The 13,087-nt window shown below is 71.8% G+C and carries 12 protein-coding genes; 5 read left to right on the top strand and 7 right to left on the bottom strand.

The features are described from left to right. Positions 1-145 precede the first annotated feature (145 nt). Complete coding sequence (locus ACSRUE_RS28935; protein WP_441286414.1) at positions 146-1,021, top strand: M48 family metalloprotease; 876 nt, start codon at positions 146-148, stop codon at positions 1,019-1,021. Positions 1,022-1,137: 116 nt separating this feature from the next. After that, positions 1,138-1,467: an FKBP-type peptidyl-prolyl cis-trans isomerase gene (locus ACSRUE_RS28940; RefSeq protein ID WP_012236426.1), complete on the top strand. Its 330-nt coding sequence runs from the start codon at positions 1,138-1,140 to the stop codon at positions 1,465-1,467. A gap of 96 nt (positions 1,468-1,563) precedes the next feature. Here the strand turns inward: ACSRUE_RS28940 and ACSRUE_RS28945 are convergent, their stop codons facing one another. Both ACSRUE_RS28945 and ACSRUE_RS28950 read right to left on the bottom strand, forming a co-directional pair. Then, a complete protein-coding gene (locus ACSRUE_RS28945; protein WP_437767472.1) occupies positions 1,564-2,754 on the bottom strand; it encodes a Stp1/IreP family PP2C-type Ser/Thr phosphatase in 1,191 nt (396 codons plus the stop codon). Between the two features lie 101 nt (positions 2,755-2,855). Next, on the bottom strand, positions 2,856-3,653 hold the full coding sequence (locus ACSRUE_RS28950) for a hypothetical protein (protein ID WP_441286415.1): 798 nt from the start codon (positions 3,651-3,653) through the stop codon (positions 2,856-2,858). A gap of 148 nt (positions 3,654-3,801) precedes the next feature. Between ACSRUE_RS28950 and ACSRUE_RS28955 the strand changes: the two genes are divergently transcribed. After that, a complete protein-coding gene (locus ACSRUE_RS28955; RefSeq protein WP_441286416.1) occupies positions 3,802-5,253 on the top strand; it encodes a sigma 54-interacting transcriptional regulator in 1,452 nt (483 codons plus the stop codon). 36 nt (positions 5,254-5,289) lie between these two features. Here the strand turns inward: ACSRUE_RS28955 and ACSRUE_RS28960 are convergent, their stop codons facing one another. From ACSRUE_RS28960 to ACSRUE_RS28970, 3 genes are all read right to left on the bottom strand, one after another. Next, positions 5,290-6,657 carry a hypothetical protein gene (locus ACSRUE_RS28960; protein WP_441286417.1) on the bottom strand — a complete coding sequence of 456 codons (1,368 nt, stop codon included), beginning with the start codon at positions 6,655-6,657 and terminating at the stop codon, positions 5,290-5,292. 89 nt (positions 6,658-6,746) lie between these two features. After that, a complete protein-coding gene (locus tag ACSRUE_RS28965; protein ID WP_441286418.1) occupies positions 6,747-7,805 on the bottom strand; it encodes a hypothetical protein in 1,059 nt (352 codons plus the stop codon). A gap of 353 nt (positions 7,806-8,158) precedes the next feature. Beyond that, positions 8,159-8,575: a YbjN domain-containing protein gene (locus ACSRUE_RS28970; RefSeq protein ID WP_441286419.1), complete on the bottom strand. Its 417-nt coding sequence runs from the start codon at positions 8,573-8,575 to the stop codon at positions 8,159-8,161. Between the two features lie 213 nt (positions 8,576-8,788). On the opposite strand from ACSRUE_RS28970, the gene ACSRUE_RS28975 reads away from it, so the two are divergent. Continuing rightward, on the top strand, positions 8,789-10,600 hold the full coding sequence (locus ACSRUE_RS28975) for an N-acetylmuramoyl-L-alanine amidase (protein WP_437767478.1): 1,812 nt from the start codon (positions 8,789-8,791) through the stop codon (positions 10,598-10,600). Between the two features lie 25 nt (positions 10,601-10,625). Here ACSRUE_RS28975 and ACSRUE_RS28980 read toward each other — a convergent pair whose 3' ends face one another. After that, positions 10,626-11,213, bottom strand: a complete 588-nt coding sequence (locus ACSRUE_RS28980; protein WP_012236418.1) for a response regulator — start codon at positions 11,211-11,213, stop codon at positions 10,626-10,628. A 3-nt stretch (positions 11,214-11,216) separates the two neighbouring features. Next, positions 11,217-12,209: an NUDIX hydrolase gene (locus tag ACSRUE_RS28985; RefSeq protein WP_441286420.1), complete on the bottom strand. Its 993-nt coding sequence runs from the start codon at positions 12,207-12,209 to the stop codon at positions 11,217-11,219. Positions 12,210-12,661: 452 nt separating this feature from the next. On the opposite strand from ACSRUE_RS28985, the gene ACSRUE_RS28990 reads away from it, so the two are divergent. Beyond that, positions 12,662-13,024 (top strand): TraR/DksA family transcriptional regulator, encoded by a 363-nt coding sequence (locus ACSRUE_RS28990; RefSeq protein WP_012236416.1) that lies wholly within the window; start codon positions 12,662-12,664, stop codon positions 13,022-13,024. Positions 13,025-13,087: the final 63 nt, after the last annotated feature.

The following is a 13,087-nucleotide window of genomic DNA, read 5'->3' on the forward strand; positions in this document are numbered from 1 at the left end:
CCGGCCTGCGTCTCAGCCGTCGTACGGCCAGGCCTATCCTCCGTACGGCGCGCCCCAGCAGGGTGCTCCTCCACAGCAGCCCGGCTACCCACAGCAGCCCGGCTACCCGCAGCAACCCGGATACCCGCCGGCGCAGACCGGGCCTGTGCCGGCGCCTACCTTCAACGTGCCCACGATGCCGGGGCTGCCGGTGGTCGGCGATCCCATCAACGACATCAACGTCAGCTGGCTCCAGTCCGAGGCCGGCGTCGTCATGGGCGCGTTGATCGGCGCGCTGCCGGCGGCCTCGCAGCAGAAGGTGAGGGGCATCCCGTTCATCGCCGATCCGACGGTGGGCGAGGTGAACGCGTTCGCCGGCTGTGACGACCAGCGGATGCCGTTCATGGCGATCACCGACGGGCTGCTCGAGGTCGAGGCGCAGATCGCGCAGTTCAAGGCGACCGACGAGGTCTTCGGGACGAGGAAGCTCGACGAGTTCCTGCGGATGCTCGCGCAGCGGCAGCGGCCTGGGCAGCCGATCATCCGGCCGCCGGTGGGCTTCGTCGATCCGGTGCAGCACACGGACGCGCGCAAGGTCGAGCGGCAGCGCCAGCTCTACCACGAGCAGCTCGCGTTCGTTCTCGGCCACGAGCTCGGCCACCATCACCTCGGGCACACCGGCTGCGCGAACGGGCAGGGGGGGAGCCGGGGCGTCACGCCCGCGGATCTCGGGCGGATGCTGTCGCGCACGCTCCCCATCTTCAACCAGCCGAACGAGATCGCGGCGGACGTGGCGGGCGTGAACAACCTGCTCGCCGCCGGCGCGCGGCAGCAGGGGTACCGCTGGACCGAGGGCGGCGCGATGCTCACGCTCGGCTTCTTCGCGTCGCTCGATCAGCTCACGCCCGCCACGATCCTGTTTGCCTTCGAGCAGACGCACCCGCACCCGCTGCTGCGGCAGCCCGTCGTCCAGCACACCGCCAACACCTGGCGGATGACCGGAGGCGCGCCCGTGTTCACGTTCCCTGGTTTCGGCGGCTGAGCCACGATTACCCGAGCGTCTTTGCGCTCGCGGGCGCTCGCCCGGAGGGCTCATCTGCTGCTTCGGCTTGACGCGACCGTGCAGCGCTCCTCCCATCGCGCCGAAAGGAGTCGACCATGCAAGCAGAGCTCGGGATCGAGGACCTCAAGGAAGGCACAGGCGCGGAGGCCAAGCACGGCCAGCTCGTGACGGTGCACTACGTCGGCACGCTGACCAACGGCGACAAATTCGACAGCTCGCGCGACCGCGGCCAGGGATTCTCGTTCAAGCTGGGGGCCGGGCAGGTGATCAAGGGATGGGATCAGGGGGTCGCCGGCATGAAGATCGGCGGCCTCCGCAAGCTGACGATCCCGCCGGAGCTCGGCTACGGCGCTCGCGGCTTCCCGCCCGTGATCCCGCCGAACTCGACCCTCGTCTTCGAGGTCGAGCTGCTCGCGGTCAAGTGATCTGCAGCGTCGGCCCGCGGCGTCGGTCGCTGCTCGCGACCGGCGCTCGGGGCGGCGCGCAGGTCGACGCCGAGCCGGCCGCCCCGCCCGCGCGGCTCACGGCTTGATGGGGGCGCCACACTCGACGCAGAACCGGTTGCCGATGAAGAGCTCGTGCTTGCAGTGCGCGCACCGCGCGACCCGCACCTCGGTCGCGCGCTTCGCGGGCTTCGATGGCGGGGCTTCCTTCACGGGAGGCCTCGCCGCCGTCGTCACGGCGGTGTAGCGACCGGAGCCGGCGGCGGCCCGCGAGCGCCGATCCGTGAACGGCGCGGCGGCGGCCATGCTCGCCACCGTGCCTGGCGCGCTGTGGGCCTGGCTCCGCAGGCCGCTGTCCGCGATGGAGTGGACCTGCTGCGCCGCGATGTCGAGATCGACCTCGTCGACCGGGAGCTGTCCGTCGTGGACCGCCGCGGGCGGAACCGTCTCGCCGAACTCATCGACGTGGAGGGGCCGGGTGTCGTCGAGCTCGGCGCTGTTCGGTTGCCGCTCGTCCTGCGCGTCGAGCTGGATGCGGACGATCAGCGCCGAGATGTTGTCGGTCCCGCCCGCCTCGTTGGCCATCTCGATGAGGAGCTCGCAGGCCTCGTGCGGATCCTGGGTGACGTCGAACACATCGAGCATCTGCTGTTCGGAGATCATCCCGCTCAACCCGTCCGAGCAGAGCAGGAAGACGTCGCCGGGCTGGGTGGGCTCCGAGCGGATGTCGACCTTCACGGCGTCCTTCATGCCGAGCGCGCGCGTGATGATGTTCTTCGGGAGCCTCGCCAGCTCGTCCTGGCTCAGGTCGGGCTTGAGCGCGAGGGCGTCGTTGATGAGCGAGTGGTCCTTCGTGAGCTGCTCGATCTCGCCGTGTCGGATCCGGTAGCAGCGGCTGTCGCCGACGTGCCCGACGTGGATCTGCTCCGATTCGCACGACACGTAGGCGGCGACCACCGTCGAGCCCATGCCCTGGTGCTGGGTGTACGTGTTCGAGATGACGAACACATCGTGGTTCGCCTTGCGGATCGCCGCGACGATGCGCCGTGCTTCCGGATCGAGCTCCTGCTCGTCGGCCGGGACGGGGCCTGGCAGGCTGCCGGCGCGGGTCGCCTCGAAGAAGTTGTCGAGCGATTTGGTCGCGAGCGCGCTGGCGACGTTGCCCGCGTTGTGCCCGCCCATGCCGTCCGCCACGACGAAGAGGCCGAGCTCGGACTTCACGAGGACGTTGTCCTCGTTGTGCTTTCGCTGGCGACCTACGTCGGTCACGGCAGCCGCGACGGGTCGGGTGCGGCTGCTCGTCCTGAACTCGCCCATTCGCGGCAGATTATACCTGCCCCTCGCTCTGGACCGCCCACATTCCGGCTGCTTTAGCGGCGGGCTGCTTCCTCGAAGCCGGTCGCTCGAGCGGCGATCCTCGGTGATGTACCCGCCGAGGCTGCCGGAGGTCGCGTGCCCCGGGGTAGGGGATCCAGCGCGAGGCGCACACCGATCTGGAAGAATCCGTAGGCCGTGGGGTCGGAACCCTCGTCAGGGCGCGAGAGGTAGGTGCCGGCGTCGAGCTCGGCGAACACTCCGACGCCGAGGATCGGCGCCGGGTAGAAGTCGGCGCCCAGCGCGATACGGGCGACATCGAGACCGTGGAACACGCGATCGGTCGCTGTCGAGCCGGCCGCCGAGGCCTCCGGCGATGTGAAGACCGTTCGCCGGTACCCCACGCCGTAGCTGACCCAGGGGTCGACCGCGATCCCCTGGGCGACGTGGTAGACGAACCCCAGACCCAGGTCGAGGCTTCGGCCGGAGCAGTCGCTGCAGCCTGCCGCTGCCGGGAGCAGGGTGTAGGAGCCGCTTGCTTCCAGGACGGTCACGCGGCTCAAGCCGATGCCGAGGTTGGCGCCGAAGGCGAACCCGCCCGAGACCGTGTCGGTGACCGGTTGGCCGGCGGCCATGCCGCCGAAGGGCTGGCTGTACCCGGCCCGTCCCTGGAGCAGGAGGTGTCCGCTTCGCTCGTCGGGCCCGGCGGGGCGCTTCACCCCTGCTTCCGGACCGGCTTCCTCTTCTTCCTCGGCTGCGGCCGCTTCCTCGGCTGCGGCCGTCGTCTGATCTGCGGGCTGGGCGAGGGCCTGGTTGGCCGAGAGCACCCAGCCCGCTGCCGCCACGCCGAGCATCGGCGCGGTCCACCTTGTCGAGCGCGATCTCACGAACGGCCTCTAGAACAGCGCGGTCCGGAGCGCAAAGGGGGCGCGTGCCGACGAGCAGGAATGTCGCCCGGGCGACGCAACTGCGCCTCGCGTGCCGACGACAAACCTCCTGGACATGGACGACGCACAGATCCGCAGCGACCACGACAGCCCTTCCAGACCCATCACCTCGGCTCATGGCGAGATGGCGGCGTCCGCGCCGCCTGCGGCGCCGGCCGCGCCCCTCGTGGCGCTGCCGGCAGCGCTCGTCGGAGCGCCCGGCGGCCGATCGGACCCCGGCGCGCGCGGCGGTGAGCCCCTCTCGACCCGGGACGTCACCGTGGAGATCGTGGACGATAGCGACGTGCTGGCCACGGTGTGGCTCCGCTGCGAGCACCCTGGCGGAGGCGCTCCGGTGCGCATCGCCGTCGCGCCGGGGTCCGAGCTCATCCTGGGCAGCGCTCCGGCTGCGGACGTGAGGCTTGACGATGCCGCGGTGAGCGCCCGGCACTGCCGCGTCGCGCACCGCGGCGCATCGATCGAGGTGACGGACCTCGGCTCTCGCAACGGCGTTCGTGTCGGTGGCGTCCGCGTGCGGCAGGCGATGCTCGTTCCTGGCGGCTGCTTCGAGATCGGTCGCACGGCGATGTGCGTCGAGGCGGCCCGAAAAGTCCCGGTGATCGAGGAGGATGGGCCGCCGCTCCCCGGGCTCATCGGCCGCTCGCGGCCCATGCGGCAGCTCGCCGCGGCGGTGCGGCGGGTGGCGCCGCTCCAGCTCCCCGTGCTGTTGCGCGGCGAGTCGGGCACGGGCAAGGACCTCGTGGCCCGGGCGATCCACGCGGAGAGCAGCCGGGCCGACCGGCCGTTCGTGGTCCTGAACGCCGCCACGATCCTGCGGGAGCTCGCCGAGTCCGAGCTGTTCGGCCATCGTCGGGGCGCGTTCACCGGCGCGGTTCGGGAGCGTCAGGGGGCGTTCGTCGAGGCCAGCCATGGGACGCTCTTCCTCGACGAGATCGCGGCGCTCTCGCTGGAGGTCCAGGCGAAGCTGCTGCGCGTCGTCGAGGAGGGGACGGTCCGCCCGCTGGGCGCGGAGAGGCCGACGCACGTCAACGTGCGGCTCATCGTCGCGACCTGCGAGCCCCTGGAGACCCTCGTCAGTGAGCGTCGCTTCCGCGCGGATCTCTACGAGCGCCTGGCGGTGTGCCGTCTTCAGCTCCCCGCGCTGCGCGATCGGCCCGACGACATCCCGCTCCTGGCCGAGCACCTCCTGGCGAGCTCGGAGATTGGCCGGCGCCAGCTGTCCCCTGGGGCGCTCGCCGCGCTGAGGGCGCACCGCTGGCAGGGCAACGTCCGGGAGCTGCGGAACGTGCTCATTCAGGCCGCGCTGCGCGCGCATGGCCGTGTGCTGCCCGAGCACATCACGGCGGTCATCGCCGATCGCGAGCCCCCGGTCCGCCGGAAGATCACGCCCGCCGACGCGCTCCGCGCCTTCGAGGAGGTGGGCGGCAACGTGAGCGCCGCGGCGCGGCTCGCGGATGTCCCGCGGTCGACGATGCGGGATCTGCTCCGCGTCGCGAGGGATACGTGAGCTCGATCCGCGGCGCGCGCGCACCGGGCTGCAGCGCTAGAAGGCGCCTGCGACGCTGAGCGTGGCCTGACCTGGCGCCACGAACGGCGCGATCGCGGTGATGCGCGGCCCGTCGGCCGCGGTCTGCTGCTTCTGCGGGTACCAATCGATCATGGCGTAGGTCGCGGTGCCGACGACCCCGACGCCGAAGAGGACCCATCCGGTGATCGCCCAGGGCACCGCACCGTCAAAGCGGTCGAGCTTCTCGCGGAGCTTTCCGCACGCGTTCCTGAAGTCGGGGAGGTCACCCGACGGATCTTCGCGCGCGCCACAGGGCTGAGACCTGCGGTTCGCGGGGATCGCGCTCTGGTGACCCGCGACGTACGCCTCGATCTGCCCCCCGATGTTGTCGGCGCTGCTGCGCGCGTCGACGGTGATGGCCGAACCGACGATCCCCATGACCAGGCCGACGCCGGCGACGCCGGTCCCCGCCCAGGCGAGCGGCTTGCGCGCGTACCAGTGGAAGAACGGCTCGCGTCCACCGGAGGCCTGCGCCGGGCCCATCGAGCCCATCGTGCTGCTCGTCGAGACGCTGAAGCCGCCGGTGCCCGTCGGCGCTGCTGGTGATGGCGAGGGGCTCGGCGCGGCTGCGCCGGGAGCCATCGCGCCGGGAGCGGTCGCGCCCGGCGCGGGCGGCGCGATGTTCGTCGCCGGAGGCTGCGCCGGCGGTGGCGGCACGGCGCCCGGGGGGGCTGAGGTGGGCGCACCTGTCGGCGTCGCCGGGGTCGACGCGCCGACAGGCGGCGTCGCGGGCGTCGCACCGCTCGTGCCCAGGGTGAGCGTCGCCGGCGTGGCTGTGCCGATCTTCGCGTCCACCTGCGTGGTCGCTGATCGGTCCAGGTAGGTCGCGAACAAGGTGTGCTTGCCGGGCGTCACGAACACCGGATCGAGCAGCGGCGCCTTGCCGATGAGGACGCCGTCGACGCTGATGTCCGCGCCGTTCGCGTCGGCGGTCACGACGAGGAAGCCGGACCTCCGTTTCACATCGGCGATCGCCTTCTCCGCTGCGGCGCGCTGCTCCGGCGTCGCCGCGGCGTGCTCGCGCAGGAACTGCTGCAGGTGCTTGCCGGCGTCCTGGAGGTGATTGGAGCGAAGCTCGCTCTGTCCGAGGTTGAGCAGCACGGCCGGGTGTCGCTTGAGCGCGTAGACCTGAAGGAACGCGGTGCGTGCCTCCTCGAACCGACCGGCGTCGTACGCCTTGACCCCTTCCTCGTAGCGCTGGCGCGCGACCTCGGTCACGGGATCGGACGGTTGCGCGAAGCTCAGCGGCTCGCTGAAGAGAGAAGGGGGGAGCCCGGCCTCCGTGAGCACGGCGGGAGCGATCAGCGACAGCAGGAGGACTGGGGCGCAGGCGCGTGTTTTCATGGCTCCTCAGATCGGGCTTCGCCTCGTCGGCGTCCGCGGAAGGTACGATTGCAGCAGGCCTCGCTGCCGAGGCGAGAAAGAGGTGCGCTTCAGAACGGCGCATCGCGGATGATGCCGCCGCCCTTGCTGCCTCCGGTCGAGCTCGCACCACGCTGCGCCGGTGCTGGAGGCGCGGGCCTCTGTGCAGGGGGCGCCGCCTTCGGCCTGGTCGCTGGCACCGCGGGCGTCGCTGCGCTCACGGCGGAAGCGGGCGCCGTGGCAGATGCAGGCGCCGTGGCCGCAGGAGGCGTCGTGACGGAGGTAGACGCCGCCGCTGCGGCAGATGTTGTCGGCGTGGGAGCCGGAGGCGACGCTGATGCGCTCGGCGCCGGCGACGCGCCGTCGTCCGCAGCCGCGGCGGCGGTCGAGGCGACCGGGGGCGCCTGCGAGGCGGCGGGGGGCGTGGTCGCTGCGGCGGGGGTCTCCGCCACCGACGACGACGCCGGGGGCCCGGGATCCTCTCCGGCGTCGTCCTGACGCAAGGCGCGAACGACAACGAGCAGCAAGGCCACGCCCGCGAGGGCGATCACGACCCGCAGCGCCGTCTTGTTCGGCGTGGACACGGGGATCTCGATCGGATCGTGGTCGTCCGTGCGGACGCCGGACGCGGCGATGGAATCCGCGCTTTCCCTGGCCGGATGCCCTGCGCGGGAGCCTCTGCGCGCCGGCCGTGCCGACGGCGGTTCGTTCTCCGGGGGCGGGGAGGGGGACCGGTCCACCCGCGGCTGCGGCTCAGCGGCGCGCGCGCCGGCCGCGGCGTCCGGCTCACCCATTCCTACCTGTGTTTTCCCTGCCGGCGCGGGGGGCTGGTCCCGCGTCACCGCGCCGCCCTCCAGCGCGCTCGGGGCGCCCGCGTCCGAGGCGCTGCCGGCCGTCCGGGCGTGAGGCGAGGGGCTGGCCTGCTCACCGGTCCCCGCCGCTCCCGCGTCGCGGGACGTGGCCCCCGATGCGGGCGGCCCCGGCGGGTCCTCGCCGATCGCGATGGTCGGGACCCCCTCGATCACGGTGTCGGACACGCCGGACGCGCCGGCTGGTGGGGCCTCGATGACGCGCGTCGTGGGCGCCGCAGGTGAAGCAGGAGAAGGCGCCACCGCGGGTCCAGGCTTCACCGCCGGCGCTTCGGCGGGGGAGGGCGCCTGGGCTTCCGACGGTTTCGCCGCGGATGCGCCGGGCTCCTGAGCGACGGTGCCGCCGCGCGCGTCGCCTCGGGCGCCCGACAGCTCGTCGAACCCCTCCCAGGATGGCCGGATCGACGACGCGATCCGCTCCGCCTCCTCCGCAGAGAGGGAGCGCTCACCAGGTTCCGCGGTCGTCGGTTGCTCCCCCGCAGTCATCGCGGTGAGGAACTTACCACCCGCGTCTGCTGCACCGCAATCTCGCGACGGATCGGCGCATCACGGGCTGCCGCGCACGGCGGGAGCGCGCGCCCCCCCCGGCGCCCCCGGAAACCACCGCGAACGGCTCACCCGCCGCGCACGTCGCGCAGCAGCGCGTCATCCCAGGTGTCGGCGACCTGGCTCACCGTCGCGACGATGTCCTCGAACTCTTCGTACTCGAGCGCGCTGAGGCGCCGCAGGCAGCGCACCACCACCTCGTTGCGCGACTTGTCGATCGCGAAGGCCGCGTCGGAGGTGATGACGAAGCTGAGCTCCAGGAGACGCCTATAGAAGGCCTCGCGCCCGCTCAGGGGGACGGCCATGATGGGAGAGAAGACCATCAGGACGCCCTGAGCCTCCAGCACGTTGACGCCGATCGTCGCGCTCCCGTGCTGGAGCTGCGCGTACCCCGTCTCGTCGAGCGTGCTGGCGCCAGCGCCGCTCGGCGATCCGGCCCCGCCTTGTGAGCTCGCGTTGTACCGGGCGAGATACGCGTTGACCATGCTCGTCGCGTCGGCAAACCTCTCCCCCGACGCGCGGTCGGCGTAGAGGGGTCCTGTGGATGAAGTGGGCGTGAGGTCGGGCACGTGAAACCTCCTGGACGCATCGCCAGTCGCTCGGCGCGCGGGGCTGAACTGGCGAGCCGACAGCACACCAGCCCGGCGCAGTTGCATCGTAGCCCCGCGGTGTTCGCGGCGATCGCGCTTTTTGCAGTGGTGGCGCACGCCACCCTCGGGTGCAGCGCGGAGGGCGGCGCGCCGGCTGCGCCCGCCGGCGTCTCCGACGAGGAGCGCGCCGCCGCGCTGCTCGATCCGGCTGCGCTCCTCCCACCGCGCGCCGAGACGGTCGCCCTCGCCGATGCCGTCGCCATCGCGTCATCGCGCGCCGGGGCGCCGGCGCAGGCGGCCTCGCTCGCGGAGCTGGCCGGCGACCTTCGCGTGCGGCTCTTCCGCCTCGATCAGGCGGTCACCGACGCGCGCGAGGCGATGGAGCTCTACAGCGCGGCGGCGACGGCCTTCCGCGCCTCGGCCGAGCCGGCCCACGTCGAGCGCGCGTGCCAGGCCGAGCGCCGCCGCGCGCTGCTCGCCGGCGAGCTCGCTCACGACGCGGCCGTCGCGTACCGCGAGCTCTACCTGGTCTCGCGGCGCTACGCGGCCCTCGCCCCGCCCGCGCCGTCCGGCGGCGCGCCGCGCTCGCAGTGCCTGGGCGCGCTCGCGCTCGCGCTCGCGCAAGCCGCTGCCTACCGGCCGAGCGGGGATGCGCTGCGCGCGCTGGAGCAGGAGGGACACCGGGTCGAGGGCGTCGCGCTCGCGCTCGCATCGGGGCCGGCGCCGGCCTCCTCCGCCGCGCCCGCGAGCTCCGCGGGCGCGGCGCCGGTGCAGGTGACGACCGCCGAAGCCACCGGCGATGTCGTCGTGGCCCCCCGTGCGCCGGCCGCGCCCACCGGCCCGGTGAAGATCACCTCGATCGAGCGGCACGGCTCGGACAAAGGGGCGCGCGTCGTGGTCGAGCTCTCCGCGCCGACGACGTTCGACGTCGGCACGCTCGCGGCGGACGAGAGCGCCGGCAAGGATGCGCGCGTGTTCGTCGACATCGCGAGGGCGACGTCGCGCGGCATCGCGCGGGAGATCGAGGTCGGCGGCGTCCTGCGGCGGGTGCGCGTCGGCGTCCAGCCGGATGGAACGCGCGTCGTCCTCGATCTCGCCGCCAACCTGCACCGCCGGGTCTTCTACCTCCCCGATCCGTTCCGGATCGTCGTCGACGTGAGCACCCGCGCTCCGTTGCGCGACGACAAGGACAACCCCGGCGGCGCGCGAGAGGTCCGGCGTGTCGCGATCGACCCGGGGCACGGCGGCAACGACACCGGCGCCGTCGGCCCCACCGGGTTGAAGGAGAAGGATGTGACGCTCGACGTCGCCCACCGCGTCGCCCCGCTCCTCGCGCGCGAGCTCAAGATCGAGACGCTCCTCACGCGGGACAGCGACACCTACGTCCCGCTGGAGCTCCGCACCGCGCGCGCGAACGCGTTCCACGCCGACCTGTTCGTCTCGATCCACTGCAACGCGAGCGAGAACGGCCGCGCTCGTGGCGTGCAGACGTTCTCGCTCGCGGCCCCCCACGACGGCGAGGCGACGTCGGCGCAGCTCGCGGCGCGCGAGAACGCCGCCCGCGCCGGGCGGGGAGGGCAGGGCGTGGACCCAGGGGATCCCGGCGCCCGCCTCGAGGTGGCGGCGATCCTGTCGAACCTCAACGTCGGCGACATGGCGGCCCGCTCGCGCCACTTCGCCGAGCTCCTCCAGCGGTCGTCGCTCGCCTCGCTCTCGCCCCGCTACCCCGACACGAAGGATCAGGGCGTCAGGGGCGCGGGCTTCTTCGTCCTCGCGGGCGCCGACATGCCGGCCGCGCTGTTCGAGACCGCGTTCATATCGAACCCCGAGGACGAGGTTCGCCTCGCGACCGCCGACTTCCGGCAGAAGATGGCGGACGCCATCGTGAACGCGATCCGCGCCTACCGCGAGGGCAAATGAGGGGCGCCGCTGGCCTGCGCGGGCGTCACCCTCGCTCGAGGCCCATGAGCCGCTCGAGCGAGTCGCGCAGCTCGCCGGCCTCGCCCTTCTTGATGAAGTCGTAGGCGCCGGCCTCGGTCGCGTTCTTCTTCATGTCCTCGTGGTTCGAGTACACGATGCAGCGGATGTGCGAGGTCGCGTCGATGGAGCGGAGCCGCTCCAGGCAGCGCACGCCGTCGAGGCCCGGCATCATGATGTCCAGGATGAGCGCGTCGGGCTGGAGGTTGCCCACCGCGACGAGCGCGTCGAACGGATCCTGGAACGTCGTCAGGTCGAACCTCCGCGACAGCGTCTTGCGGAGCGCGGCGAGGACGGAGGGGTCGTCGTCGACCACGACGACCTTCGGCTTGCCCATCCGGAGGATCTCCGGGATCGGGTAGCCGTACTTTCGGAGGAAATCGAGCACGTCCAGCCGCCGGAAACGGAGGTGCCGTCCGGGCGTGCGGAAGTGGCGGATCTCCCCCTTGTCCGCCCAATTGTGGATGGTCTTGAGGTCCACCTGACAGAAGCGCGCGACGTCGCTCGCGGTGAACAGCTCGGGCTGCGTCGTGTTCTCTTTCGGGTTCGTTTCCATGGCTCACTCCTCGAGATCAGGCGTCGCCGGCACGGAGGGGGCATTCGTCTGGGGGGTGTCGAAGCTGGTCGGCACGGGTGGATCTGGCTCTCGTTCCTGTTTGATGTGGATCAGGGATCCATGTGCGCAGCATTCTTCGGCGACGAAGCGCCCGTTGCGCAGGACATAACGGGTAGGACCCTCGGTGCGCCGATCGCGGGCCTCGTGCGAAGGGTCGCCTGGCAGCGCCAGGTAGGGCGGCTCGGCCCCGTCGCCCGGGACGAAGCGCGGACAGATCGGCAGGAGCGACTGGCGTTCCGCGAGCGCCACGGCGCTGCGCACGTCCAGGGCCGCGGCGAGGAGCTCGAGCGTGCGTGAAGTCGGCGGAGCGAGAAGGATCTCCCCACGCGCGGCGCGCTCCAGGACCTCGGACGGCGCTGCCCAGAAGCTCATCGTCGTCTCGTGCCCGTCGTGTCGCCCGATCTGGCCTGGCGGTAGCGGTAGCAGGAAGAAGCGCGCGTCGAAGCGCCGCGCCTCGGCGAGGGGCGTGATCCACCGCGCCCACGGGACGAGCGCCGCGAGCGCGAGCTTCAGGCCGCGCCGCGCGAGGACCGCATCGAGCGGCGCTCCGGCGGCGAGCTCCCGCCCCACCGCGTCGACCTCGTCGCCGGACAGCGGAAGATCGGTCGGCAGGATGCCCCCTTCCTCCAGCGTCTCGCGGCACGCGGCCACGCACAGCGCTCGAGCCGGCGCCTCGCCCGTCGCGAACGCAGCGGCGCGCGCCGGTGGCTCGGTCGCCCGATCCCTCCAGACTTCCGCGCCGTCCTGCGCATCCACCTTCCCACCAGGGAACACAACGGCGCCCCCCATGAAGCTCGAGCTCGCGTGGCGGCGAACGCAGAACACCTCGATTCCAGCATGACCGTCACGGAGGACGATCACCGTGGAGGCATCGCGGGGACGGACCGGGGTTCGGTTCTGATCGAAATCCAGCAATATGGGATAAATTTGTTCCACGTGAGCTGCCTTTCGTCAAACCGTCCGCTGCGTCTCATTTCCGGCGTGCTCTGTGGTGAGCATGCGGGTTTGAGGCCAAGTCCGCCGCCTTTTCCGGCGGCTCGGGGACTTCCCGCAGATGCTTTCCACGCTGTCCCGACAACCGATGCAAACCGATGCCGCAGCGTGCGGTCGGTCGCGGGCGTGATGGCGCTTGATGGAGACCGATGGCGAGTCGAGGGGCGTCGGCCGCAGTGAGCTCGGGCGATCTCTGCCTGCGACGGAGGCGTCGTTGACGGGCTCGGCCCCCACGCTTAGAATCCCGCGCCTCGCAATTTCGGGGGGCTGTCTGGCCTCTCCGGACATGTCGCGGAGCCGTAAGTCCCGGCAGCCGGGGTCAGCGCCCCGCGGCTTGCATGCGCCAGGGAGCTCAGACGGCAGCGCCGAACGGCGCATTCGACGCGAGAGGACCTATGAACAAGGCCCAGCTGAAAAAGTTCAAGACCCTGCTTGAGACGAAGCGCGACGAGATCGTCAAGAAGGCCAAGCAAACGCTGACCGAAGACATGATGCTCGACGCGAACGATCTCCCCGACGAGATGGACCTCGCGTCGAGCGAGTACCTGCAGTCGTTCACCTTCCGGCTCCGTGGCCGCGAGAAGTCGTTCCTCGACAAGATCCAGAAGGCGCTCGTGAAGATCGAGGACGGCTCGTTCGGCAAGTGCGAGGAGTGTGAGGAGGAGATCTCGGCGAAGCGCCTCGAGGCGCGCCCCGAGACGACCCTGTGCATCCGCTGCAAAGAGGATCAGGAGCGGGTCGAGAAGGACTACGGCTGACGCTGCGCCGCGCGAGGAGGCCGGCCGTCGGTCGCCTCCTTGCGCGAGGGTGCCTCGGCGTCG

The sequence above is a fragment of the Sorangium sp. KYC3313 genome (genome assembly GCF_052075895.1).
GTDB classification, from domain to species: domain Bacteria; phylum Myxococcota_A; class Polyangia; order Polyangiales; family Polyangiaceae; genus Sorangium; species Sorangium cellulosum_B.